Source organism: uncultured Kiloniella sp., assembly GCF_937128705.1.
GTDB lineage: Bacteria > Pseudomonadota > Alphaproteobacteria > Kiloniellales > Kiloniellaceae > Kiloniella.
In genome coordinates this window covers 1-24,375 of record NZ_CAKZMP010000025.1, presented here as the reverse complement: position 1 = coordinate 24,375, position 24,375 = coordinate 1, and the positions used below count along the sequence as shown (strand labels likewise).

At 44.7% G+C, this 24,375-nt stretch carries 22 protein-coding genes; 15 read left to right on the top strand and 7 right to left on the bottom strand.

What is annotated here, in order from left to right; all coding sequences use genetic code 11:
- Window positions 1-68 precede the first annotated feature (68 nt).
- A complete protein-coding gene (locus Q0241_RS01570; protein ID WP_299372003.1) occupies window positions 69-632 on the bottom strand; it encodes an aminodeoxychorismate/anthranilate synthase component II in 564 nt (187 codons plus the stop codon).
- A gap of 200 nt (window positions 633-832) precedes the next feature.
- Here Q0241_RS01570 and Q0241_RS01565 point away from each other — a divergent pair, with 200 nt between their 5' ends.
- The 3 genes from Q0241_RS01565 (at window position 833) to Q0241_RS01555 (ending at window position 4,829) form a co-directional block, all read left to right on the top strand.
- On the top strand, window positions 833-3,055 hold the full coding sequence (locus Q0241_RS01565) for a cation-translocating P-type ATPase (RefSeq protein ID WP_299372000.1): 2,223 nt from the start codon (window positions 833-835) through the stop codon (window positions 3,053-3,055).
- Between the two features lie 2 nt (window positions 3,056-3,057).
- Window positions 3,058-3,453, top strand: coding sequence for a Cu(I)-responsive transcriptional regulator (cueR, locus tag Q0241_RS01560; protein ID WP_299372063.1), 396 nt, complete (start codon window positions 3,058-3,060; stop codon window positions 3,451-3,453).
- 107 nt (window positions 3,454-3,560) lie between these two features.
- Window positions 3,561-4,829, top strand: a complete 1,269-nt coding sequence (locus Q0241_RS01555; protein WP_299371996.1) for a divergent polysaccharide deacetylase family protein — start codon at window positions 3,561-3,563, stop codon at window positions 4,827-4,829.
- A 109-nt stretch (window positions 4,830-4,938) separates the two neighbouring features.
- Here Q0241_RS01555 and Q0241_RS01550 read toward each other — a convergent pair whose 3' ends face one another.
- Window positions 4,939-5,520 (bottom strand): TetR/AcrR family transcriptional regulator, encoded by a 582-nt coding sequence (locus Q0241_RS01550; protein WP_299371993.1) that lies wholly within the window; start codon window positions 5,518-5,520, stop codon window positions 4,939-4,941.
- 69 nt (window positions 5,521-5,589) lie between these two features.
- Between Q0241_RS01550 and Q0241_RS01545 the strand changes: the two genes are divergently transcribed.
- Window positions 5,590-6,000: an antibiotic biosynthesis monooxygenase gene (locus tag Q0241_RS01545; protein ID WP_299371990.1), complete on the top strand. Its 411-nt coding sequence runs from the start codon at window positions 5,590-5,592 to the stop codon at window positions 5,998-6,000.
- 13 nt (window positions 6,001-6,013) lie between these two features.
- Window positions 6,014-6,658: a glutathione S-transferase family protein gene (locus Q0241_RS01540; protein WP_299371987.1), complete on the top strand. Its 645-nt coding sequence runs from the start codon at window positions 6,014-6,016 to the stop codon at window positions 6,656-6,658.
- A gap of 60 nt (window positions 6,659-6,718) precedes the next feature.
- Here the strand turns inward: Q0241_RS01540 and trpE are convergent, their stop codons facing one another.
- Window positions 6,719-8,236 carry an anthranilate synthase component I gene (gene trpE / locus Q0241_RS01535; protein WP_299371984.1) on the bottom strand — a complete coding sequence of 506 codons (1,518 nt, stop codon included), beginning with the start codon at window positions 8,234-8,236 and terminating at the stop codon, window positions 6,719-6,721.
- An 8-nt stretch (window positions 8,237-8,244) separates the two neighbouring features.
- Window positions 8,245-10,137 carry a SurA N-terminal domain-containing protein gene (locus Q0241_RS01530; protein WP_299371981.1) on the bottom strand — a complete coding sequence of 631 codons (1,893 nt, stop codon included), beginning with the start codon at window positions 10,135-10,137 and terminating at the stop codon, window positions 8,245-8,247.
- A 268-nt stretch (window positions 10,138-10,405) separates the two neighbouring features.
- Here Q0241_RS01530 and tpiA point away from each other — a divergent pair, with 268 nt between their 5' ends.
- The 5 genes from tpiA to eno all read left to right on the top strand — a co-directional run bounded on the left by tpiA (window position 10,406) and on the right by eno (window position 15,631).
- Window positions 10,406-11,152: a triose-phosphate isomerase gene (tpiA, locus tag Q0241_RS01525; RefSeq protein ID WP_299371978.1), complete on the top strand. Its 747-nt coding sequence runs from the start codon at window positions 10,406-10,408 to the stop codon at window positions 11,150-11,152.
- 148 nt (window positions 11,153-11,300) lie between these two features.
- The gene (gene secG / locus Q0241_RS01520) at window positions 11,301-11,636 is read left to right on the top strand and encodes a preprotein translocase subunit SecG (RefSeq protein WP_299371975.1); all 336 of its coding nucleotides are present in this window, start codon (window positions 11,301-11,303) and stop codon (window positions 11,634-11,636) included.
- Between the two features lie 90 nt (window positions 11,637-11,726).
- Window positions 11,727-13,355, top strand: a complete 1,629-nt coding sequence (locus Q0241_RS01515; RefSeq protein WP_299371972.1) for a CTP synthase — start codon at window positions 11,727-11,729, stop codon at window positions 13,353-13,355.
- A 74-nt stretch (window positions 13,356-13,429) separates the two neighbouring features.
- Entirely contained in the window at window positions 13,430-14,293 is an 864-nt protein-coding gene (kdsA, locus tag Q0241_RS01510) for a 3-deoxy-8-phosphooctulonate synthase (protein ID WP_299371969.1), read from the top strand.
- A 60-nt stretch (window positions 14,294-14,353) separates the two neighbouring features.
- On the top strand, window positions 14,354-15,631 hold the full coding sequence (eno, locus tag Q0241_RS01505) for a phosphopyruvate hydratase (RefSeq protein WP_299371966.1): 1,278 nt from the start codon (window positions 14,354-14,356) through the stop codon (window positions 15,629-15,631).
- 140 nt (window positions 15,632-15,771) lie between these two features.
- Here eno and Q0241_RS01500 read toward each other — a convergent pair whose 3' ends face one another.
- Together Q0241_RS01500 and Q0241_RS01495 are read right to left on the bottom strand one after the other, a co-directional pair.
- Window positions 15,772-16,488: a DUF4198 domain-containing protein gene (locus Q0241_RS01500; RefSeq protein ID WP_299371963.1), complete on the bottom strand. Its 717-nt coding sequence runs from the start codon at window positions 16,486-16,488 to the stop codon at window positions 15,772-15,774.
- Between the two features lie 38 nt (window positions 16,489-16,526).
- Window positions 16,527-17,726, bottom strand: coding sequence for a GTP-binding protein (locus tag Q0241_RS01495; protein WP_299371960.1), 1,200 nt, complete (start codon window positions 17,724-17,726; stop codon window positions 16,527-16,529).
- 168 nt (window positions 17,727-17,894) lie between these two features.
- On the opposite strand from Q0241_RS01495, the gene Q0241_RS01490 reads away from it, so the two are divergent.
- The 5 genes from Q0241_RS01490 (at window position 17,895) to lpdA (ending at window position 23,603) form a co-directional block, all read left to right on the top strand.
- Window positions 17,895-18,209, top strand: coding sequence for a septum formation initiator family protein (locus Q0241_RS01490; protein WP_299371957.1), 315 nt, complete (start codon window positions 17,895-17,897; stop codon window positions 18,207-18,209).
- A gap of 270 nt (window positions 18,210-18,479) precedes the next feature.
- Entirely contained in the window at window positions 18,480-19,433 is a 954-nt protein-coding gene (pdhA, locus tag Q0241_RS01485) for a pyruvate dehydrogenase (acetyl-transferring) E1 component subunit alpha (protein ID WP_299372060.1), read from the top strand.
- Window positions 19,434-19,460: 27 nt separating this feature from the next.
- Entirely contained in the window at window positions 19,461-20,843 is a 1,383-nt protein-coding gene (locus tag Q0241_RS01480; RefSeq protein ID WP_299371954.1) for a pyruvate dehydrogenase complex E1 component subunit beta, read from the top strand.
- A 21-nt stretch (window positions 20,844-20,864) separates the two neighbouring features.
- Window positions 20,865-22,193: a pyruvate dehydrogenase complex dihydrolipoamide acetyltransferase gene (locus Q0241_RS01475; protein WP_299371951.1), complete on the top strand. Its 1,329-nt coding sequence runs from the start codon at window positions 20,865-20,867 to the stop codon at window positions 22,191-22,193.
- A 12-nt stretch (window positions 22,194-22,205) separates the two neighbouring features.
- Window positions 22,206-23,603 carry a dihydrolipoyl dehydrogenase gene (lpdA, locus tag Q0241_RS01470; RefSeq protein WP_299371948.1) on the top strand — a complete coding sequence of 466 codons (1,398 nt, stop codon included), beginning with the start codon at window positions 22,206-22,208 and terminating at the stop codon, window positions 23,601-23,603.
- On the opposite strand, the gene Q0241_RS01465 is transcribed toward lpdA, so the two are convergent.
- Window positions 23,600-24,375, bottom strand: a 776-nt coding sequence (locus Q0241_RS01465; RefSeq protein WP_366941143.1) for an acyltransferase family protein, incomplete at its 5' end; no start/stop codon positions are given. The genes lpdA and Q0241_RS01465 overlap by 4 nt on opposite strands.

Sequence of the window (24,375 nt, the reverse complement as noted above, 5' to 3'; positions counted from 1 at the left end):
GGAACAAGCCTCCTTATTGTTTATTCTAATGGCTCAAGTCGATGAGACTTAATCAAAGCTTGGCTTTGTTAAACCGTCAGAAAATTTTTCAAGAGATCATGGCCTTTTTCAGAGGCAATGCTTTCGGGGTGAAATTGAACACCATGTAGCGGGAGTTCTTTGTGCTGAAGCCCCATAATGACGCCATCTTCGGTCCAAGCCGTAACTTCCAGGCAATCAGGCATGCTGGCTGGTTCAATTGTCAATGAGTGGTAGCGCGTGACCGTTAGCGGATCTGGTAAACCTTTGAAAACACTTTTTCCGTTGTGCTTAATAGGGCTGGTTTTACCGTGCATTGGGCTTGGGGCACGAACAACATTTGCCCCGAAGGCCTGACCAATTGATTGATGTCCCAGACAAACACCCAATACAGGAATTTTGCCAGCTACCCTTTCAATAAGCTCAAGGCATATACCCGCAGAAGAAGGATCGCAGGGACCGGGAGAGATAACAATACGTTCCGGGTTAAGCTCCAATACCTGATCAACAGAAATCTGATCGTTGCGTTCGACAGAGATCGTCGCGCCCAACTCCCCAAGGAAATGGTAGAGATTATAAGTGAAGCTGTCGTAATTATCGATCAGTAATAACATTTCGGTACACGGGCTTTCGCTGATTTCTAAAGTTAGATTGCAAAAGTTATAGCAGCAAGATTATGCCGAAGAAATAAGGAAAAGCCTGATTTATTTTAAGATTTGATTTTTTTATAACTCTTTTATAACTCATGGCTTGACCTTCCTGTAACTGTAAGCCTCATATTTGCCTTATTAGCAAACCAGAAGCGTGTATTTTTATGTCAAAATCCATTGAGTTAACTGTTAAGGGAATGTCCTGTGCTGGGTGCGTTCGTTCTGTTGAAAAGGCGCTAACCGCAGTTGAGGGGGTAATTAGTGCGTCCCCGGATTTGATGAGTAACACAGCAACCGTGACCTTGGCGGGCTATGTTGATCAAAATTTATTGTTAAAAAGCTTAGCAGATAAAGGTTATCAAGCTTCTCTTGTGCCAGAAGTAAACCCATATGATGAAGTTGGTGGCGAAGCGATTGATCCTGAAACTTCAGATATGCGCTTATTCCTCTTGGCGTTGCTTTTAACATTTCCATTGGTGGGGCAAATGGCTTTCTTGCCATTTGGCATTAACTTTTCCATTCCGCCTTTGATACAGTTTCTCTTGGCTCTACCAGTACAAATTTTTGCAGGTGCGCGTTTTTATAAAGGAATCTGGCAGGCCGTAAGGTATGGACAGAGTAATATGGATACTCTTGTCGCTATTGGTACATCTGCTGCTTTTGGATTATCTGTTTTTATTATGCTGGGCGATTATTCTGAATGGATGTCCTGGTCATCACATTTGGCACACGCGCTTTATTTCGAAGCATCGGCCGCCGTCATTACGCTTGTTCTTCTGGGAAAGGTTCTTGAAGAAAAAGCCAAAGGGAAAACCAATAAAGCCTTGGACGCTCTCATTCGACTTCAACCGTTGAATGCAACAGTTCTTCGTGATGAAAAACAACTGACCGTTCCCGCTGTAAAGGTTTTGGCCAATGATATTGTTATTGTCAGGCCGGGTGATGTTGTTCCTGTCGATGGCGAAATACGCAAGGGAACGAGTCAGGTTGACGAGGCTATGATCACGGGTGAAGCAATGCCCGTTGCCAAAAATATCGGAGACTCGGTTATCGGGGGTACGGTGAATGGCGAAGGCGTGTTGCATCTAGTTCCGACAACTCTTGGGACAAGCTCTCGTCTGTCTCAGATTATTGAGCAGGTTAAAACAGCGCGTAGTACCAAACCCAGAATACAGAAGCTGGTCGACAAGGTAAGCGCCGTCTTTGTTCCCGGGGTATTGTTACTCTCATTGCTGACTTTTCTGGGGTGGTGGACCTTTGGTGGTGTTGGTATAGAAATCGCGATTATCAACGCAGTTACTGTTCTTGTTATAGCCTGTCCTTGCGCGTTGGGGCTTGCAACACCTACGGCAATCATGGTCGGGAGTGGTCAGGCCGCACGAATGGGGATCTTGGTTAAAAATGCCGATGTGATTGAGAAATTATCAAAAGCAACCACAGTGGTTTTTGATAAAACGGGTACTCTGACCGAAGGACGTCCGGAAGTTATTGCAACTACCTATCCCACTAATAAAGATAATGCAGAAACCTTATCTGTAGTTCTTGGGCTTACGAAAGATAGTGCGCATCCACTATCGAAGGCAATTGTTGAGTACATTGATGATGAAATTAAACCGAAGGAATTTGAGGAAATAACAGCCGTTCCAGGACTCGGTCTTTCCGCGGTGCTTTCTGGTGCCACCTATTTACTGGGAAGTGAGCGCTATATGCAACAAGCAGGAGTGGCGCTTGATCGTTGTTATGACTTTATCGAAGACAATAATGCACGTGGAGCATCAATGGTTTGGGTTGCGAGAAAAGAAGTCGATGATGCTATGACGGTTATTGGCGGTTTTGCATTACAGGATAAAATAAAATCTGAATCGCTTAAAACTGTTCAAGCCCTGAAAGGTAAGGGAATTTCTGTTGTTATGCTCAGTGGGGATCAGCAACTGGCAGCTCAAAAGGTTGCCGAGAAATTGTCTATTGAAAAGGTAGAGGGAAATCTTCTTCCAGAAGATAAGCTGGCATACTTGAAAAAATTACATCAACAGAATGAAGTCGTTGTTATGGTTGGGGATGGTATTAACGATGCCCCTGCGTTGGCGGGGGCGGATGTTGGCCTAGCTATGGGCGATGGCAGTGATGTTGCGATTAATACTGCAGATGCATCGCTTATTCAGAGCAATCCCTATCTGGTGTATAAAACGATTAGGGCAGGGCAGGTTATACACAACAAAATAGCGCATAATCTTATTGGGGCTTTTGTGTATAATGTTATTGGGTTGCCACTTGCTGCTTCCGGTTTATTAAGTCCTTTGCTGGCGGGATTGGCGATGGCATTGAGTTCAGTTACTGTCATGGTTAGCTCTTTATCGCTTTATTCTTCTTTAAAACGGATTGATTGATGATGAAAATTGGTCAAGTTGCTGAAGTTTCCGGATTGCCGGCAAAAACGATCAGATATTATGAATCCATTGGTTTGATCGAACCTGCGGGAAGAACATCTTCTGGCTATCGTGCCTATCAGGAAAAGGATATTGAAACCCTCAAGTTTATCCAGCGCGCCAGAAGTTTAGGTTTTTCCATCAATGAGGTTTCTGCCCTTCTTATGCTTTGGAATGATCGCAACAGAGCAAGTGCACAGGTGAAAGAACTGGCGAAGCAGCATGTTGCGGACATGGATCGTAAAATCGCAGAACTGCAAAGTATGAAAGATACCTTGAGCAACTTGATCGAAAAGTGTCAGGGGGATCATCGGCCTGACTGTCCTATTTTGAACGATTTCGCCCAAACTGACCGTTGAATTATGCCGATATACCAAGATCAGGGCGGATGACAAGTTTTATGAGTTTATACTGTTCACTCCTGTAAGGCTGATATACATATAATCCCTCGGAACAGAGTGGATTCATGGCTTTAAAACGTAAGACAAAAAAAACAGGCCCTTTGCCAAAGAAGTCGAATAAAAGCAGGCGTTCCCATCGTGGAAGTCTGTTTATTGTCGCTGGGTTTCTTTTCTTTATTGCTTTGGCTGTTTCTTCCGTCCTTATTCTCCAAAAGGACAAAGTTAGCTCTGTATCACCTGAACCTCGACCTCAGTTAACAGAAGAACAGGCCAAGCAGGAAGCTCTGGCCGCGGCACCTTCAAACAAGCCGCATCCTATTAATCTTGGCGATATTTCTATTGGTGATACTGTTTTGGAAGATGGGCGCACCAACGAACAATCTAATCTTCCCCCAAACGTTACGGTTTCTGAAGATAAGGATCCCGCGTCGACAGAAAAAGCTTTAGTCCAAAAGTCAATAACTCAAAATTATGCAATCAAAGAGACTAAAGAGCCTGTAAAATCGTCAAAGAAAACAAATAATGTATCTGTAACGGCATCGGGAGATCAATCTGAGGTGGGGAATGATCAAGTCGCTGCCTTGCCTCCACAGAAAAAGCCTTTGGTTGATCCCGATGTGCAAACCGAATGGATAAAGCCTGAGCGCCCCATGATTGCTATTGTGCTGGATGATGTGGGTGTAAATAAAAGAGGGGCTGAACTCGCCATAGAGTTACCCGGAGCAATCACCCTGGCTTTTATGACCTATGCGCCTGATGTCAAAGCGATGGCTGCGGAGGCAAGCCGGCGAGGACACGAGTTAATGTTACATGTTCCTATGGAACCACTTGGTTCTGCAGATCCTGGTCCGAAAGCACTGTTGACCGGATTAAGTGATGAGGAAATCCTCGCTCGTCTGGAATGGGGTATGTCTCAGTTTGATGGCTATATCGGTATCAATAATCATATGGGCAGCAAATTCACAGGGTGGAGACGTGGAATGGAAGTTGTGTTGTCCAGAATAGAGCGGACAGATTATTTCTTTATGGATTCAAGAACTTCTCCGCGTAGTGTCGCTGCTTCTGTTGCTGCCTCTATGGGCGTTCCTGTTCTTAGACGCGATGTTTTTATTGATAATGACTATAAAAATACATTGGAAATTTTAAAACAGCTAAAACAAGCCGAACGTATCGCAATAAAAAATGGTCATGCAATTGCAATCGGTCACCCGCATAAATCAACGGTTGAAGTTTTACATAAATGGATCAAGGAAGCTGAAGACCGCGGGTTTGATATTGTACCGATCTCTCGGATTATGGCATTAAAAAACGCATCAAAACAAATAGATCCATAATTTTTTTAGCAACTGACTTTCGATGCACTCTTTTGTTGTGCTGTTGTTATGCTGTGGGAATACTCCCTGATAAAAGATAGTGTTCTGAATGGTATTGCCTCGTCACATATTATGATTTTGCGCATATACCGCTTGCTAGTGTTTGGGCAACATCATGCATTTTGTCACGGGGTAAGCCGTGACGCGCTGCGCCTGAAAGACCAGTCATTGTTGTCTGGCAAACATCAGCCGTCTGTGCTGGTTCTTCTGCACCAAGTTGGGTCAATTTTTCAACGAGTTGCCGATGGAAATTCTCTCGTATTTTTTGAGTTATTTTAAGTGCTTCAGGGTCTGATGCATTACGGGTTCCATCTAAAACAAGACATCCTCGACCAGCATTTTCTTGTGTATAACTTTTGACGGCGCTGCCGAAAAGTAAATGAACAAAGTCAGTTAGATTGTCCGCAGCAAATGCTTCTTGAAAGAAAGGTGTGCATTGAGCCTGATATAAATTGACAGCCTTTTCGAACAACTGGGCTTTTGATCCAAATGCGGCGTATAGACTGGGGGCGCCAACACCGATTGCTTTCGTCAATTTAGATAAACCAGTTGCCTCATATCCATCTTTCCAAAATAGCTGAAGAGCAATTTCCTGTGCTTGGTTTTTATCAAAACCTCTTGGGCGTCCCCTTTTCTTATTTGTAACGGTCACTAAAGAATCCTTGTGTTGGAAAAATTATATGTGTAGTGATCATTATATAAATTAAAAATGGAGAAGACAATGTATAGAAGGTTATTTAAATTTATGGGTGTGATGGCTGTGTTGAGCAGTTTATCCATCGCTAATGCACAGGATGTAAAAACAACAATTAATCCTGAAAAAAATATTCTGACTATGATTAATATCCTCACGCCTGTTGACGGTGATCAAGAGGCATTGGTTACACAGCTTGAATTGGCGTTACATAAAACATTGATCCATGAGCCTGGATTTATCTCTGGGAACGTTCATCGATCTTTGGATTCAAAGCATGTTGTTAACTACGCGCAGTGGCAGGATAAGGCCTCATTAGAAGCATTTATTATTAAGCTTCAAGCTGGTAAGGCCCCTGAAATGGCAAAGGTTTTCACAATGGCAAAGCCAGATTTTCATCCATACGCTGTTGTGTCTAGCCATCAACATTTGAATTAAGGGGGGAGAAAATATGTTAACACTTTATGGCTTGAACACACCAAACGTCTATAAAGTCACTATTGGTTTAGAAGAAATGGGCCTGCCTTATAATCTTGAGACTATTGATGTGCGATCAGGAAAGCAGTTTGACCCCGCGATTATTGAAATGAATCCAAACGCTAAAATTCCTATCTTACAAGATACAGATACAAAGATTACAATTTCTGAATCAAATGCAATTTTACATTATTTGGCGGAAAAAACGGGACAGTTCTTTCCATCAGATAAATCTGAACGCGCGAAAGGTATGGAGCTTTTGTTCTTTCAAGCGGCATCAATCGGACCTTTATTTGGTCAAAGAGCACATTTTGCTTTTCATGCGGGGGAGGCGAATAACGAATACGCTTTAGAGCGATATAGCAAAGAGGGGGAACGCCTTTATGGTGTGCTGGATAAATATCTATCCAGATCGGAAAAGTGGTTCCTTAAAAGCTATTCGATTGTTGATATGGCTATTTTTGGCTGGGTTTATACCGCAGTTCACATGGGGTTTAGCATAGCTCATCATTCATATTTAAATGCTTGGTATTCTGCTATGAAAAAGAAACCTGCGGTCATGAAAGGAGTTTCTACTCCGGATATTTTGCCTAGCTTTCCAGAGCCTAAGAGACCCTGAAATGATGCTCTCAAGCAAATGAGAGCTTTATGGTAATAACTTAAATGTTGCCTTTATATCTTAGATATTGTTTTTTTGGGCAGCAAAACGAACGGCTTCTTCGGCCGAACGGATAAGGGCGCGGGCTTTGTTATGACATTCCTGATATTCTGATTCAGGTACAGAGTCCGCAACCACGCCAGCACCAGCTTGAATATACATTGTTTGGTCTTTGACGATCGCCGTACGCAAAGCAATACAGGTATCCATACCGCCACCAGCACCGAAATACCCAACAGCCCCGCCATAGATACCACGACGTTCCGGTTCTAGTTCGTCGATTATTTCCATTGCACGTACCTTGGGCGCACCGGATACGGTACCAGCAGGGAAACCTGCGGCGAGAGCATCAATCATATCAGCGCGTTTTGTATCGAGCGTACCCTCGACGTTAGAGACGATATGCATAACGTGGCTGTAGAGCTCAATAATCATCCGCTCGGTCACTTCGATACTACCGACCTCTGCAACGCGCCCGACATCGTTACGGCCCAAATCAAGTAACATTAAATGTTCAGCAAGTTCTTTTGGATCAGAAAGCAGGTCCGCAGCAAGCTCTTTGTCTTCGGCTGAGTTGGCGCCGCGTTTGCGCGTACCGGCAATTGGGCGGATCGTGACTTTACCATCCCTGACACGAACAAGGATTTCAGGACTGGACCCAACAACAGAAAAATCACCAAAGTTCAGAAAGAACAGGAAAGGCGAGGGGTTTAATCTCCGTAAGGCCCGATAGAGTGCAAAGGGTGGAAGCGTAAAGGGTACAGAGAAACGCTGTGATAGAACAACCTGGAAAATATCTCCGGCAAGAATGTATTCTTTTGCGCGTTCAACAATACCGTGAAATTCTTCGCGGGTAAGATTGGATGCTGTTTCTGGTAACACCAAATCGCCTTCAAATGCCTCTGGTTTGTGCTGCAAAGGCGCGTTGAAATCTGCGGTTACAGCGGACAATCGATTATGCGCCGCCTCAAAAGCATCGCGGGCACTGATGGTATCGTTTGGCCAGACAGTAGTTGTGACCAAAATCTGATCTTCTACGCGATCAAAGATGGCTGTTACGGTCGGACGTAGGTACATTCCTTCGGGCAGCCCCAAGTTATCGGGGGTATCCGTTGGTAAGTGTTCCATTTGACGAACCGTTTCATACCCCATGTAGCCAACAATACCGGCCGCCATAGGTGGGAAATCTTCGGGTAAGTCAAACCTGCATTCTGCTACTAGTTTGCGCAGACTTTCCAAAGCTTTGTCATTCTCATCAACGAAAGCATCTGGCGATGTTTGGTATTGACGATTAATTTCAGCTTTTGATCCGTTACATCGCCACACCAAATCAGGATCAAACCCGATAAAGGAGTAGCGTCCAATTGTGTTGCCACCTTCGACTGATTCGAAAAGGAAACTATTGGCGCGTCGTTCTGCCAGTTTCAAAAAGGCAGAAACGGGCGTTTCCAGATCCGCAATCAAGGTTGTCCACACGACTTGTGGTTTCTGTTGATTGTAGGTTTCTAAAAACGCCTCGAATGTAACTGGATTCTTCATTGTTAGTTTTAATTGCTATAAGGGTTGATAACTTGATTGATTGAGTTTTGATTGATCTCAACAACAAAGTCTTTTTCAAGGGCAGATATATACTGTGCGTAAATATCGTTTTTGTAGGAGTTTTCGATTGACCCCTTTGTGCTCTCAATTTCCTCGGCAACAGCTGATAAATCTGGTTGTTCAATTTCTGTTAGCCTTACAACCAGATACCCTGTGTCGGCTTGACCCGTAATAACATCACCTTTTTCTGCCTTGTAGATATCCCTTACCAATGCAGGGGCGAGTGCTTCACCGATACTTGCTGAGAAGCGGTTCATCTCAACACCAAATTTGATTAACTCAGCTGCTTCATCCGTCACTGCTTGCAAAGGTGAGCCATTTTTAGCTTCTTCAGCAAGATTTTCTGCGACAGCTTTTGCTTCTTCGTTTCGTTTGTTTTCAAGCCAAGAAGTCACCAGTTGAGATTTTACCTCTGCCAACGGGCGCGGTGCTGGAGGTGTAATTGAATTTACTTTTAGAAGGAAATAGCCACCATTTTCGAGTTCAGTGAGCAAGCTATCTGAACCAGATTCAGTCTGCGCAATAACGTCGCGGAATCTGACATTTTCTGCTAAGCCAAGTTGTGGCAAGCCGCTGCGATCAAGTCCTTCTGCGTCAATTGCGTCGTAACTTAGTATTTCTTGTCCAAGCTTGTTCGCAGATTCTTCTAGTGTTGCACCTGATGCAATTTCATCATCAAGCTGGTTGGCGATAGAAATGATTTCATCAGTTGCGATGCGTAATGCGGCATCTTTTTTGATTTGCTCTTCTACTTCTTCGAACAGTGCTTCCCGTGCGGGAGAAATCTCTAGGACTGAAACAATGTGCCATCCCAAGGGGGATTTAACCGGGGCAACAACACCTGCGTTTTCCATACCAAAAACAGAGTCTTGTAGTTCTGGTAATAGATCTGCTTGTTCCATCACCCCAAGATCAATACCTGCAGAACCCGTTACTTCTGTAGCGATTTCATTAAAGTCAGCACCATTGAGGATTTTTTCATAAGCTTCTTTTGCTTTGGTCTCGTCACTGAGCAGCATTTGAACAAGTTTACGACGATCGGGAAGAGAAAGGCTGTCTTTTTGTGCTAAGAATTCTTCTTGAATTTGATCATCTGTCAGAACAACATTCTGGGCGGCTTTTGATGGATCAAGAAAGATGTAGCTGACTGATTTATATTCAGGTGCCAGGTAGTTTTGCTTTTCTTCTTCATAGTACGATGCAAGTTCTGCATCTGTCGGGTCCGCTAGCTGAGAAAATCTGCTGTAGGGAATTTCGATATAGTCAACGATACGTTTTTCAGTTTGATAGCTGTAAAGGCGTTCGGCCATTTTCTGCGGTACAGGAATTGCCCCTGTGATGGCATTGTTGATTTGCTGTCTTTGTATATCTTTGCTGAGATCAGCAAGAAAAGCGGTTTCTGAAAGACCAGCCTGATAGAGCGTGGATTGAAAGCGTGCGGCATCAAAAAGTCCGGCCTCATTTTTAAAGGCATCAATCTTCTGGATCTCTTTTTGCTGTTGCTCACGCGAAACGGTTAATCCCATCTCGTCCGATTGCACTTGTGAAAGTGCTCTGGCAACCAAGCGAGAAATCACGCGATTGTCGAGGCCGAGCTGCTGAGCTTCCTGTGCATCAAGGGCGCGTCCCAACTGTTGCGAAAGAGCATTGGTCTCACGGGAAAAATTGCTTGCGAACTCTTCTTGGGCGATTTCAATGTCACCAACTTTTGCAACTGTTTGATTGTTGCCGAGATTTAGGAAAATATCCTGGATACCCCAAGCCGCAAAACTCAGGATCAACAGACAGAATAAAGCCAAAACAACAATACGTTTAAAAAGGCCTGGTTTTTTATGAGCCATAACTTACCCGTGAAATTTTTATAAAGTTAATTTCGTATACATAATCGTGCCGGGCATCTTAGGGATGGAGCAAAGGCTGGGCAACAGGGTTTTTCAAGAATATGCACCATATTACAATGTTGCGAAGTTTTTGACCTCTTTGTCGTGATCAAGCAGCTTGTTCACATTAAAAAATCCTGCAGTCTTGGCCTGTAGTCTTGGATTGTTGCGAATGACACTGTATAGATGTGCCCATAATTTACACATTACTAATCAGAGAGAATCGAATATGGCAGGCAAATTTATTGCTGGTAATTGGAAGATGAACGGATCTGTAACCTTTGCTACCGAGTTGGTAGAAGGGCTTTTGGGGAAATTGAACCAGGGTTCTGTATCGTCTGATTTTGTTGTGTGTCCCCCAGCGGCTTTGCTTGGTACTGTTCTCTCGTTGACAAAAGGCACTGATCTTGCTGTAGGTGGTCAGGATTGTCATGCCAATGTCTCTGGGGCCCATACGGGTGATACATCTGCCGAATTACTCAAAGATATTGGCTGCGGATATGTCATAACAGGACACTCTGAAAGACGTACAGATCACGGCGAGACCAATGCAGATGTAAACGCTAAGAGCGCTGCTGCCCTCAAAGCAGGTCTAACCCCAATAATCTGCATTGGCGAAACCGAAGAAGAGCGTGCATCAGGTGAGACTTTGAGCGTGATCAAAGCGCAGGTAACAGAATCACTGCCTGATGATTGTGATCCGGATAACATTGTGCTCGCCTATGAGCCTGTATGGGCCATTGGTACAGGTAAAACGGCAACGCCAGAAGATGTTGCTGACGTACATAATTTTATTCGCAGTCTGCTAAATGACCGTTTTGGCGAAGATGCGGCAAAAAAGATTCGGATACTTTATGGTGGATCTGTTAAGCCAGAAAATGCAGCTGAACTGCTTGCTGTGTCTAATGTTGATGGTGCTTTGGTTGGTGGCGCGAGCTTGAAAGTAGAAGATTTTTGGGCGATTGGTGTTAGATGACACTGGTCATATCGATCTGAAAAGGCTAAATAGCCTGTTAAGTTTTGAATAGGTGCATGATAACTACACACTCTGGGTAGATTTAGAGTGTGTGGTTTAGTGTTGAATAGGGATAGTATATCCCGGAAATTTTGAGAGACTACTAACGATGAACAACGTCCTTTTGGTCATTCATTTGTTGATTACTTTGTCCCTTATTGGCGTCGTCCTTGTGCAGAAAAGCGAAGGCGGTGCCCTTGGAATGGGAGGAAGCGGTTCCGGTGGTGGTTCAGGCGGCTTTGGTGGTTTTCTCACCGGGCAAGGCACTGCAAACCTGCTAACCCGTACAACAGCAATCTTGGCGGCAGCTTTTATTGCTTCTAGTTTGTTGCTGACAATCCTTGCAGATACAGGACGTACGACAAGTTCTATTACGGATGATATTACTGTTCCTGCAATTCAAACCGAGACTGAGCAACCAGTTGCTCCTCCGGTTTCAGAATAAGTTTCGGATTATTTCCGTTACGTACTATCATTGACCGGGACCAGTAAGGTCCCGGTTTTGTTGAAACTGAATTAAGTGACAACGAGTTTCATGACGCGCTTTATATTTATTACCGGTGGTGTGACTTCTTCTTTAGGGAAGGGGTTGACCTCCGCGGCTGTTGGTGCGCTGCTTCAAGCGCGTGGCTACAAGGTCCGCCTACGTAAACTTGACCCCTATCTCAATGTTGATCCCGGCACGATGAGCCCTTATCAACATGGTGAAGTTTTTGTGACCGACGACGGTGCAGAAACAGATTTGGATCTTGGGCACTACGAGCGCTATACGGGGGTATCAGCCCGTAAAAGTGACAACGTAACAACCGGGAAAATCTATTCCGAGGTTTTGGCGAAAGAACGTCGTGGCGATTATCTGGGCGCAACTATTCAGGTTATCCCGCACATTACAAATGCGATTAAAGAGTTTGTAATGTCTGATCTGGGGGATGAAGATTTCATCCTTTGTGAGATCGGGGGAACCGTTGGGGATATTGAAGGGCTTCCGTTCTTGGAAGCAATTCGTCAACTCGGGAATGAGCTTGGGCGTGAACGCAGCCTGTTTATTCATCTGACTCTTATTCCTTATCTTAAAGCGGCGGGTGAACTGAAAACAAAGCCTACACAGCACTCTGTAAAAGAATTGCAATCCGTAGGTATTCAGCCAGACATGCTTTTGTGTCGTTGTGAACAGGAAATTCCAGAAGGGTCTCTTCGCAAGATTGCCCAGTTCTGTAACGTGCGCGAAACAGCTGTTATTCCTGCTCTTGATGTTGATACGATTTATGCTGTGCCTAGGGCATACCATGAACAAGGTCTGGACGAAGAAGTTTGCCGTCATTTCGGTATTGAGCCGAAAAAAGATCTCGACCTATCGCGTTGGGATCAGGTGACGAATACTATTCGTGAACCTGATGGTGAAGTGACGATTGGGGTTGTGGGTAAATATACATCTTTATTAGATGCGTATAAATCACTTGCTGAAGCTTTGGTTCACGGTGGTATCGCCAATAACGTCAAAGTTAAAATCAACTGGCTGGATTCACAGATCTTTGAAAGTGAAGGGGCCATCGAAGCCCTGGAAAACGTTCATGGCATTCTTGTTCCTGGCGGTTTTGGCGAGCGCGGCTCTGAAGGTAAAATTGCGGCTGCTGGCTTTGCACGCAAAACCAATGTACCGTACTTTGGTATTTGTTTTGGTATGCAGATGGCCGTTCTTGATGCGGCACGTAACCTTGCTGGTCTAACAGACGCAAGCTCTTCCGAGTTTGGACCTTGTGAAGAACCTCTTGTAGGTATCATGACAGAGTGGGCGCGCGGCAACGAGATGGAACAACGTTCGTATGGTAGCGATCTCGGTGGAACAATGCGCCTGGGTAGTTACCCTTGCGCACTTGCCGAAGGATCAAGGGTCCGTGAAGCCTATGGCACAGAACTTGTTGAAGAGCGTCACCGTCACCGTTATGAGGTGAACATTAACTATCGTGAAAAACTCGAAGCTTCTGGGCTTAAATTCTCTGGATTGTCACCAGATGGTAAACTTCCTGAAATTGTTGAGTTGGAAGATCATCCCTGGTTTATTGGCGTTCAGTTCCATCCAGAGCTGAAATCTCGGCCTTTCGAGCCGCATCCGCTTTTCACTTCTTTTGTGAAAGCTGCGATAGAACAGTCTCGCCTCGTTTAAGTCTCGGGTTGATAAAACTTGGGTTCAATGAACTAGGTGGTGTAATTTATAGGGAAGAATAGGAAGTAATTTTTATGGCAGTGCATGCAGACCTTCAATCGCGACACGTTAAAGTTGGTAATGTTACTTTTGGTAATGACTTACCATTCGTATTGATTGCAGGTCCTTGCCAAATGGAAGGCAGGGCGCATGCACTGGAAATGGCAGAGGTTTTAACCAAAGCCTGTGAAAAGCTTTCTGTTCCCCTTATTTACAAATCTTCTTTTGATAAAGCCAACCGTACTAGCCTTAGTTCTTCTCGGGGCATTGGGATGGATGAAGCTTTATCTATTTTTGAAGAAATCAAATCTAAGTTTGGATGTCCGGTTATTACTGATGTACATGCGGCACATCAGTGTGAACCTGTTGCGCAGGTCGTTGATGTCTTGCAAATTCCAGCCTTTCTGTGCCGTCAGACTGATCTATTGGTTGCTGCTGCTAAAACAGGTCGGGCAATCAATGTCAAAAAAGGGCAGTTTCTAGCCCCTTGGGATATGGCAAACGTCTCACAGAAAATTATCGATTCAGGTAATGACAAGGTAATGGTGTGTGAGCGCGGCGCATCGTTTGGATATAATACGCTTGTATCTGATATGCGTTCTCTACCAATAATGGCGATGGGAACAGGATGTCCTGTTGTGTTTGATGCAACGCATTCTGTGGCTCAGCCTGGTGGCCAGGGTGCGACCTCTGGCGGTCAGAGAGAATTCATTTCTGTATTGGCTCGCGCTGCCGTGTCTGTCGGCGTTGCTGGCCTCTTTATGGAAACTCATCAGGATCCTGATAATGCCCCTTGTGATGGGCCAAACATGATCCGGGTGCAAGAGCTTCCAGAGCTTCTTTCGCTTCTGGTTGAGCTCGACAAACTGGCAAAAGCACATCCTGTGTCTATTGCTTAATTATGATACCGAGGCCTGCCCCTCTCTGCGCCTCAACTTTCTTAACGGAGATAGAATAAAATGACGGCGATCATCGACATACAAGGTCGTGAGATCCTCGATTCTCGTGGCAACCCTACCGTAGAAGTTGACGTTCTTTTGGAAAGTGGCGCCTTTGGGCGTGCAGCAGTGCCTTCTGGCGCTTCAACAGGAATTTATGAGGCTGTTGAGCTTCGCGATCAGGATAAAGGACGCTATCTTGGCAAAGGGGTTCTTAAGGCTGTTGAATCTGTAAACGAAGAAATTCTTGAAGCCCTTATTGGTTTGGATGCTGAAGACCAGCTTTTGATCGATCAGGTTATGATTGATCTTGATGGTACTGAGAACAAATCTCGTTTAGGTGCAAATGCTATTCTGGGCGCAAGTTTGGCTGTTGCGAAAGCATCTGCAGAAGATGCTGGTCTGCCTTTGTACCGTTATGTTGGTGGTGCTTTTGCCAGAACGCTTCCTGTACCGATGATGAATATCATCAATGGCGGTGCGCATGCTGACAATCCTATTGATATTCAGGAATTTATGGTGATGCCTGTTGGTGCCGCTTCTGGTTCTGATGCTATCCGGATGGGCGCAGAGATTTTTCACTCACTGAAAAAATCACTTAGCGATGCAGGTCATAACACCAATGTTGGGGACGAGGGTGGTTTTGCGCCAAGTCTTGCCTCTACAGATGAAGCATTGAACTTTATTACAAAAGCTGTTGGTAACGCAGGTTACAACTTGGGTGATGACGTGATGTTGGCGCTTGATTGTGCTTCTTCCGAGTACTTCAAAGACGGCAAATACGAACTGTCTGGTGAAGGAAAATCATTGGGCGCGGACGAAATGGTTCGTTATCTCGAAGATCTTGTTAACCGCTATCCAATCCTTTCTATCGAAGACGGCATGGCCGAAGATGACTGGGATGGCTGGAAGTCTTTGACACAAGCAATTGGTAATAAAGTACAGCTGGTCGGTGATGATCTCTTCGTGACCAACCCAAAACGTCTCCTGCGTGGTCTGGAAACGGATACTGCGAACTCTATCCTGATTAAGGTCAATCAGATTGGTACGCTTTCTGAAACTCTTGAAGCTGTCGATATGGCACATAAAGCTGGCTATACAGCCGTTATGTCGCATCGTTCCGGTGAGACAGAAGATAGCACAATCGCTGATTTGGCTGTGGCCACGAACTGTGGGCAGATTAAAACGGGCTCTCTTTCCCGTTCTGACCGGATCGCGAAATATAACCAGCTTATCCGTATCGAAGAAGAGTTAGGGTCAATGGCCCATTACGCTGGACGTAGCGTTCTGCGTAAGTAGTTAAGTTATATTAAGGGCGGTACTGGATTTATTCGGAACCGTTTTGTATAAAAGATCGACAGGGGCCTTGGAATGAACCGAGGCCCCTGTTTTATTATGGTATAATATTTGATCCGATGAATACTATCAGAGCAACGGATTTAATGGTGTTTATGTTCCAAGGCAAATGAAAGGGTAGAGAAATAACCCTCTTTATCTGCATCAGTTTTGTCTTCGAGTTCTTTGGTTGTCGAGACTGCAATCACGTTTAATTCCTGATTCCTTATTGTAATTGTTACTTCACCGTTTTCGTCAGTGATCAATTTCTTAGCTGCTTCGTCATTGATGTAATCAGCGATTACCTTCAATCCTTCCACAGGTTTTTTATTCAAAAGAACCCGAAGAGACAGCTTGTCTCCTTGCTCTAGATCATGCGGGTTTTGCAGGGGAAAAATTTCTAATGGCAGACCCAAAGGTTTTTCTAAGGTGTCTGCACCAAGTGGAATGTGCGTGGTGTATTTAAAATAATGTCCTGCAGATACTGGATTTTCTACCTGTGATTTTTTTAGATTATGCCATTTCCCTTTTGTGTCTTTTGTCCAATATCCATTATCGAAAACGGCTGTTACAGCTTGTGTTTTCTTTGGAATTTTAATGTTGATATAACTTTCAGTCTTACGCGTTTTCCCTGTGTTCACTGTGCCATCTGGCATGTGTATTTGGACTGATTTCAGCTTTTCATCCTGATAGGAGTCATCTGACGCACCATGACCATAGACGATAGATGGCTCGCCAAAACGATCAGTAATCCATATGCCATGTGCAAAGCTGGCTGTGGGGAGGAGGGTAAGTAATAGGGCAGGGAGAAGTTTTCTCATTGTATAAAATATCTTTGTTTTTTTGAATGTTATTGTCGTCAGGCCTGTTGAGCCCAGTGATTGAAGCAATCTTTATGTTGCGATTGCCAAGTTTCAGGAAGAAATTCGTCTTCTTTGACTAAGCAGTCATTAAGGCGGTTAATTATTTCTTCCTTATTCATTTGAGAACCAATGAAAACGATTTCGTTCCGACGGTCGCCAAATGCGGGATCCCAATTTTTTTTAATTTGTGTGATGAATTCTTGATCGTCTGGCCACCTGTTTTTGGGGACAGAAGACCACCATTTACCAATCAATTCCGTCGTAGTGTATTTTCCTGCTTGGGACATTTCGCCAACTTGATCTGGTCGATTTGATAGCCAGAAATGACCCTTTGATCTGAGGACACCGTTTTGTTTTTGACTAAAGAAGTGTGCAATTTTTTCGGGAACGAACGGTTTTTTTGACCTGTAAACAAAGCTGTGGATGTCATATTCTTCTGTTTCAGGAACATGATTTTCATATCCATAAAGTTCTTTTGCCCAAAGAGGGTGTTCATGGGCTTTTTCAAAGCTAAAACGATGTGTATCAAGAAGTTCTGTTAGGGGTACTTTTGCTTGTTCTGTTTCAAAAACTGTTGCATCAGGGTTTAGAGCCTTAATTACTTTTCTGACTTCTTTTAATGTTTCTTCCGATGCCAGGTCCGTTTTGTTCAGAATAATAGTACTTGAGAATTCAATCTGATCGACATGCAAGTTAACGAGGGAGCGTTTGTCTTCTGGACCGAGTGATTCTTCGGTGTCACATAGCAGGTCAGAAGAGGAGAAGTCATTTAATAAATTTCCTGCATCAATAACCGTGACCATGTTGTCTAGGGTGGTCACATCTGAGAGGCTATAGCCATTTTCGTCTCTGAATTCAAAAGTACTTGCAACGGGAAGGGGTTCTGAAATTCCAGATGATTCGATAATTAAGTGGTCGAATTTATTAGAACCTGCCAAGTTACTGACTTCTTGAAGTAAATCTTCTCTTAATGTGCAGCAAATGCAACCGTTCGTCATTTCAACAAGGTTTTCATCCGTTTGAGAAAGAGATGAATTTTTGTATTGAAGAACATCAGCGTCGATATTCACTTCGCTCATGTCGTTTACGATAACAGCAACTCTTTCGAGCTCCGTATTGTTGAGAATTTGGTTTAAAAGGGTTGTTTTGCCTGCCCCAAGAAAACCAGAAAGGACTGTTACACTTAGTTTGTTCATAATTATCACCTCAAATCAGATGTTTGAATGATTGTTATGTTATAACATAACGTATGTCAATTGTGTTTTTGTGTTCTGTATTGAGCATTAATGCTTTGTTTATTCCCAATAACTATTTTATCTGTTAGATTAGTTAGGCTGCATGCAAATAAAATTGATTTAGAGTAAATGTCTTTATTTAGAGAGATTCATAAACGATCCCGTGTCGTGATCCCGCAGGTCTTGGGCGCGTCACTGGTTGCTTATTTCGCGTATCACACAATTGAAGGTGATCGTGGGGTTTGGGCGTGGATCCATCTCACCCAAAATCTGCAAGCCAAACAAATTGAAATGGTTGGTGTTCAAGGTGATCGCCAAGAACTGGAATCAAGGGTTGCCCTTTTGCGTCCTGATAACCTGGATCCTGACCTTTTGGAAGAACGGGCGCGGGATGTTCTTAATTACGGTCGCGAAAACGAATATCTGGTTATAAAACAGCGCTAAAATAATTAACTAAATATTGTGCAATGCAGCATTTTTTCTTGAGTTAACTTATTTTCAGTTAATGTAGAAAAAATCTTTATAAATCAAGGGTATAAAATCTATTGTAATAAAATTACTTTTCCCTTATTTTAGGTGCGAGACATAAACCCCTTAGTGCGTAACACTAACTTGAACGGGAAACCTCGCATGGCGACTAAAAAAACGCCCACCAAACGGGCCCCTAAGAAACGGACAGCCTCTTCTGCGCTTCCATCCGACGTTAACAATGAAATGATCCTTGATTTTTATCGTGAAATGCTTTTGATCCGCCGCTTTGAAGAAAAAGCGGGACAATTGTATGGCATGGGCTTGATCGGTGGATTTTGTCACCTTTACATCGGGCAGGAAGCTGTCGTTGTTGGCATCCAATCTGTGTTAGAAGATCGTGATACGATTCTGACATCTTATCGTGACCACGGACACATGCTTGCTTGTGGTATGGATCCTGATGGTGTGATGGCTGAACTTACCGGGCGTATCGGCGGATACTCCAAAGGTAAGGGCGGTTCTATGCACATGTTTAGCGAAGAAAAAGGCTTCTATGGTGGGCATGGTATTGTTGGTGCTCAGGTTCCTATTGGAACAGGCATTGCCTTTGCTCATAAGTATCTGGACGAAAATGCAGTCAATGTTGCCTATTTGGGTGATGGCGCATTGAATCAGGGGCAGGTTTATGAATCATTCAACATGGCTTCCTTATGGGATCTGCCTGTTGTTTATGTCATTGAAAACAACCGTTATGGCATGGGAACGTCAACTGAACGTTCTTCTGCGAATAGCACTGAACTTTATCATCGTGGCAGTGCCTATGGAATTCCCGGTATGCAAGTTGATGGTATGGACGTTGTTGCTGTGCGTGAAGCGGCTAAGATTGCTGTGGAACATGCCAGAAGTGGCAAGGGCCCGTACATCATGGAGATGATGACCTATCGTTATCGTGGGCATTCCATGTCTGATCCAGCTAAATACCGTTCAAAAGAAGAAGTTCAAAAAGTGCGTGAAGAACGCGATCCAATTGAACGTCTCCGCGCGGTCATGGAAAAAAAGAATGTAATAGACGAAGCAGGTATGAAGCAAATCGATAAGGATGTTAAAGCGATTGTTTCCAAATCTGCTGAATTTGCACAGTCTAGCCCCGAGCCAGATCCTTCTGAACTTTACACCGATGTGTACGCTGACGCGTAAGCTGTCCGTCATTCCGGAGAAGAAAATATGCCAATAGAAATTCTTATGCCTGCGCTTTCCCCCACTATGACAGAGGGGAAACTTGCGCGTTGGATGAAAAACGAAGGCGACAGTGTATCATCAGGTGATATTCTGGCCGAAATTGAAACAGATAAAGCGACGATGGAAGTAGAAGCTGTTGACGACGGGATTCTTGGTAAGATCCTTGTTGATGGTGATACGGATAATGTTGCTGTAAATACCCCAATCGCCCTTCTTCTTGAAGAAGACGAAAGTGATGCGGACCTGAGTAATTATTCAGCTGCGGCACCTGTAGCTCAGGCTGAATCCCAGCCAGCCGCTGTATCATCCGAGGCTGCCAATGTGGCTGCACCAGAAGCACCAAAAGCAGAATCTGTAGCGCCAGAGAGCGAATGGGGCGGACCTTTTATCAGCACGACAGTTCGCGAAGCGTTGCGTGATGCAATGGCAGAAGAAATGCGCCGTAATGAAAAAGTATTCCTCATGGGTGAAGAAGTCGCTCAATACCAAGGGGCTTACAAAATCAGTCAGGGGCTGCTTGATGAGTTTGGTGCCAAGCGCGTTATTGATACACCCATTACAGAGCATGGTTTTGCCGGGTTGGGTGTTGGTGCCGCGTTTTATGGTCTAAACCCGATTGTTGAATTTATGACGTTCAACTTTGCGATGCAGGCGATTGACCACATTATTAACTCAGCAGCAAAAACACGTTACATGTCTGGTGGTCAGGTTAGCAGTCCGATTGTTTTCCGTGGACCAAACGGTGCGGCATCCCGTGTTGGTGCTCAGCATTCTCAATGTTATGCAAGTTGGTATGCGCATTGTCCGGGGCTTAAAGTTGTGTCCCCTTATTCTGCTGCAGATGCCAAGGGACTGCTTAAGTCTGCCATTCGTGATCCGAACCCGGTGATCTTCCTCGAAAATGAACTTCTCTACGGACAAAGTTTTGACGTGCCGGATACGGATGATTGGACCGTGCCAATTGGTAAAGCCAAGATTGTTCGCCCGGGTACTGACGTTACTATCGTGACTTTCTCTATTATGGTTGGAAAAGCGTTGGAAGCGGCAGAAGAGCTGGCAAAAGAAGGCATTTCTGCAGAAGTTATCGATTTGAGAACAATCCGCCCACTGGATACCGAGACCATTCTTAATTCCGTGCGTAAGACTAATCGTCTTGTGACGGTTGAAGAGGGCTGGGCTTTCTCTGGCGTTGGATCCGAGATTTCAGCAATGGTTATGGAACAGGCGTTTGATTACCTTGATGCTCCGGTTCAACGTGTTGCGGGTGTTGACGTTCCGTTGCCTTACGCCGCGAACCTTGAGCAGCTTGCGCTACCACAGAGTTCTCATATTGTTACTTCGGCCAAAGAAGTCTGCTATCGCTCATAAGTAGAGCAGGGGAGAAATACGATGCCTATAAATATTCTTATGCCCGCCCTGTCGCCTACAATGACAGAAGGTACATTATCCCGTTGGCTGGTGAATGAAGGTGATACTGTTAATTCCGGTGATGTTCTTGCGGAAATTGAAACTGATAAAGCGACAATGGAAGTAGAGGCGGTTGAGGAAGGTACAATTGCCAAGATTCTTGTTCCCGGCGGAACAGAAGGTGTAGCGGTTAATCAGACGATTGCTGTCTTGCTGGAAGAAGACGAAGATGCCAGTGCGTTAGAGAATTTTTCATCTGAAACTGAAGCATCTGCCGCTAAGGCTGAGCCGAAGCAAGAAGAAGCTGCTTCCGCTGCGTCAACAGCAGAGAAAACGCCACCATCAACAACCCCGTCAACGCCAACTGGGCCAGCACCCGTTTCAGCAAGTGGAGACCGTATTTTTGCAAGTCCTCTTGCCAGACGGATGGCTTCGCAAGAAAGCCTTGAGCTTTCTGCCCTTAAAGGGTCAGGGCCTCATGGGCGTATTGTGAAGGCTGATATCCTGTCGGCTTTAGAGCAAGGGATTGGCAAAGCGGGTGCTTCGACTGAAACATCTGCTGCGGCACCGGCCAAAGCAGCGTCGGCTGCATCGGGACCAAATGCGCGTGAACTCGCAGATATGCTTGGTATGGAATACGATTTGGAGCCATTGAGCTCTATGCGTCGTGTGATTGCCAACCGTTTGAGTGAGTCCAAACAAACGGTTCCTCATTTCTATCTATCTGTTGATTGTGAAATGGATAAGCTACTCGCATTCCGTAAAGAATTGAATGCAAGTGGTGATGTGAAGATTTCCGTGAATGACTTTGTTATTCGTGCGGCGGCTCTGGCGTTGAAAAAAGTACCTGCTGCAAACGCCTCATTTAGTGATGAGGGTATTCTTAGTTATAAGAACGCTGATATATCTGTGGCTGTTGCAACGCCATCAGGTCTGATTACGCCAATCATTAAAGCTGCTCAGAATAAAGGTCTTGGTGTTATCTCTGGAGAGATGAAAGATCTGGCTGGTCGTGCACGTGATGGCAAACTAAAACCAGAAGAATATCAGGGGGGGACATTCTCGATCTCTAACCTTGGTATGTTTGGTATTAAAGACTTCTCTGCCATCATCAACCCGCCACAGGGATGTATTCTTGCCGTTGGTGCCGGAGAGCAGCGTCCTGTCGTTAAAGATGGTGCCTTGGCAATTGCGACAGTGATGACCTGTACCCTATCTGTTGACCACCGTGTGGTTGATGGGGCCGTTGGTGCAGAATACATGGCTGCCTTCAAAGCCTTGATCCAAGAACCTCTCTCCATGCTTCTTTAGGGGGATGAAATTATGAGTGATACTAACTTTGATGTTATCGTTCTTGGTGGTGGCCCTGGTGGTTATGTGGCGGCGATACGTTCGGCACAGCTGGGCCTGAAAACGGCTGTAGTGGAAAAAGATCACCTCGGAGGAATCTGCCTGAACTGGGGATGTATCCCAACGAAGGCATTACTGCGATCTGCCGAAATTTATCGTAACATGAAGCATGCGGAAGACTATGGTTTGTCCGCATCAAATATCAGTTTTGATTTACAAAAAATCGTTGAGCGTTCCAAGGGTGTATCAAAGCAGCTAAATGGCGGTGTTGGTCATCTTCTTAAGAAGAACAAGGTAGCAGTCTTTGATGGCACAGGTACTTTAACCGCTGCTGGCAAAATGACCGTTGAGGGCAAAGATAAGAAAAAAACGGCTTTAACAGCCAAAAATATTATCATTGCAACGGGTGCTCGTGCCCGAACTCTTCCGGGATTAGAGCCTGATGGCAAGCTTGTTTGGACGTATCGCGAAGCTTTGCGTCCTGATACGATGCCAAAATCAATGTTGGTTGTCGGGTCTGGTGCTATTGGTATTGAATTTGCTGATTTCTACAGCACTCTCGGTGCCGACGTTACCGTGGTTGAAATTTTTGATAAAATTTTGCCCGTGGAAGATGATGAGATTTCAAAGCTAGCCCAAAAGCAGTTGGGTAAACATGGTTTGAAATTCCGTACAGGAACCAAAGTCAGCAAGCTCGATAAAAAATCCAATCAGGTCACTGCGACACTTGAGAAAAATGGCAAGACTGAGCAGATCACCGTTGATCGTGTGATTTCCGCGGTTGGTGTTGTTGGTAATATTGAAAACCTTGGTTTGGAAGCTCTTGGTATCAAAACTGATCGTGGCTGTATTGTTACGGATGAGTTTTCGCGCACCAATGTACCGGGTGTTTTTGCGATCGGTGATGTGGCTGGTCCGCCAATGTTGGCGCACAAGGCTGAACACGAAGGTGTTGTTTGTATTGAAAAGATTGCGGGTTTGTCTGCACATCCGATTGATAAGTCAAAGATCCCCGGTTGTACCTATTGCCATCCACAGATTGCATCTGTGGGTCTGAACGAACAGACAGCCAAAGCGGAAGGCCGTGATGTTAAAATCGGTCGCTTCCCTTTTGCGGGTAACGGAAAGGCTATTGCGCTTGGTGAGGCCGAAGGTCTGGTCAAAACGATCTTTGACGCCAAGACAGGTGAACTACTCGGGGCACATATGATTGGCGCGGAAGTCACTGAACTTATTCAGGGTTTTGTTGTTGCGATGGGGCTTGAGACAACGGAAGAAGAGCTTATGCACACTGTCTTCCCGCATCCAACCTTGTCAGAGATGATGCATGAATCTGTGCTGGATGCCTATGATCGGACGATACACTTCTAATCGAGTAAGACAGCCTTAACATCATAGCTCGGCTTTTTTCGGCCAAAGCGCAGATATTTTGAGAAACCAGTCTTGTGTTTCAACATTGGTTTTTCAACAAAATGCCATGACAGCGTCGCTAGCAAAAACGTAATCGGCAAGGTGATGAGGAACAGCGCCGTGACAGAGAGCTTTGGCATCCACATGAAGAGCAGCTGTAAAATACACCAGTGATAAATATAGACGCCATAGGAGACATCGCTGAGTTTTTGTAGAAAGTTCAGTTTGGGCGCTTTGATATAAGCGGCCCACATCACGAAATAAGCGAGCATCACATTCATCGCGACTTCAAAGATTTGGAGTTTATGAAGGAGCGCCGCAAGTCCAATAATGAGCGGTATACCGATAACATGAAAGCTTAAGCGATCTCGATAGGCATAAATTGTTGCACCAAGGCCGTAAGCAATCCCAAACCGTAAGAGGTTTTGTACTGTCCCAGGCATCATCTCAAAAACACCTAATCCATGGGCCGCGACCCAGGCAATTGACGGCACAATAAATTGCGCGAGCACCATCCATTTTTTCTTCAATAGGCCCAGAGAGAAGATAATCGCTGTCCCAATATAGGCCAAAATCTCATAACGGAGCGTCCATAATGGGGCAGATCCCATATGCTCGGCATTGCTCTCAAAAATACCCGGAAGCCACATTTGCGCGCTTATAAAGCTAAGCACGACAAAGGGTTGTTTTAGAAAATCGATATGGGTGAAATATTCAGACAGCGCCAATGACG

Coding starts and splice junctions, on each gene's coding strand:
- secG (WP_299371975.1), top strand. CDS start 11,301: ATGAACAACGTCCTTTTGGTCATTCATTTGTTGATTACTTTGTCCCTT.
- kdsA (WP_299371969.1), top strand. CDS start 13,430: ATGGCAGTGCATGCAGACCTTCAATCGCGACACGTTAAAGTTGGTAAT.
- Q0241_RS01540 (WP_299371987.1), top strand. CDS start 6,014: ATGTTAACACTTTATGGCTTGAACACACCAAACGTCTATAAAGTCACT.
- Q0241_RS01475 (WP_299371951.1), top strand. CDS start 20,865: ATGCCTATAAATATTCTTATGCCCGCCCTGTCGCCTACAATGACAGAA.
- Q0241_RS01565 (WP_299372000.1), top strand. CDS start 833: ATGTCAAAATCCATTGAGTTAACTGTTAAGGGAATGTCCTGTGCTGGG.
- Q0241_RS01490 (WP_299371957.1), top strand. CDS start 17,895: ATGTCTTTATTTAGAGAGATTCATAAACGATCCCGTGTCGTGATCCCG.
- pdhA (WP_299372060.1), top strand. CDS start 18,480: ATGATCCTTGATTTTTATCGTGAAATGCTTTTGATCCGCCGCTTTGAA.
- Q0241_RS01500 (WP_299371963.1), bottom strand. CDS start 16,488: ATGAGAAAACTTCTCCCTGCCCTATTACTTACCCTCCTCCCCACAGCC.
- Q0241_RS01515 (WP_299371972.1), top strand. CDS start 11,727: ATGACGCGCTTTATATTTATTACCGGTGGTGTGACTTCTTCTTTAGGG.
- lpdA (WP_299371948.1), top strand. CDS start 22,206: ATGAGTGATACTAACTTTGATGTTATCGTTCTTGGTGGTGGCCCTGGT.
- Q0241_RS01495 (WP_299371960.1), bottom strand. CDS start 17,726: ATGAACAAACTAAGTGTAACAGTCCTTTCTGGTTTTCTTGGGGCAGGC.
- Q0241_RS01570 (WP_299372003.1), bottom strand. CDS start 632: ATGTTATTACTGATCGATAATTACGACAGCTTCACTTATAATCTCTAC.
- Q0241_RS01530 (WP_299371981.1), bottom strand. CDS start 10,137: ATGGCTCATAAAAAACCAGGCCTTTTTAAACGTATTGTTGTTTTGGCT.
- trpE (WP_299371984.1), bottom strand. CDS start 8,236: ATGAAGAATCCAGTTACATTCGAGGCGTTTTTAGAAACCTACAATCAA.
- Q0241_RS01480 (WP_299371954.1), top strand. CDS start 19,461: ATGCCAATAGAAATTCTTATGCCTGCGCTTTCCCCCACTATGACAGAG.
- eno (WP_299371966.1), top strand. CDS start 14,354: ATGACGGCGATCATCGACATACAAGGTCGTGAGATCCTCGATTCTCGT.
- cueR (WP_299372063.1), top strand. CDS start 3,058: ATGAAAATTGGTCAAGTTGCTGAAGTTTCCGGATTGCCGGCAAAAACG.
- tpiA (WP_299371978.1), top strand. CDS start 10,406: ATGGCAGGCAAATTTATTGCTGGTAATTGGAAGATGAACGGATCTGTA.
- Q0241_RS01545 (WP_299371990.1), top strand. CDS start 5,590: ATGTATAGAAGGTTATTTAAATTTATGGGTGTGATGGCTGTGTTGAGC.
- Q0241_RS01555 (WP_299371996.1), top strand. CDS start 3,561: ATGGCTTTAAAACGTAAGACAAAAAAAACAGGCCCTTTGCCAAAGAAG.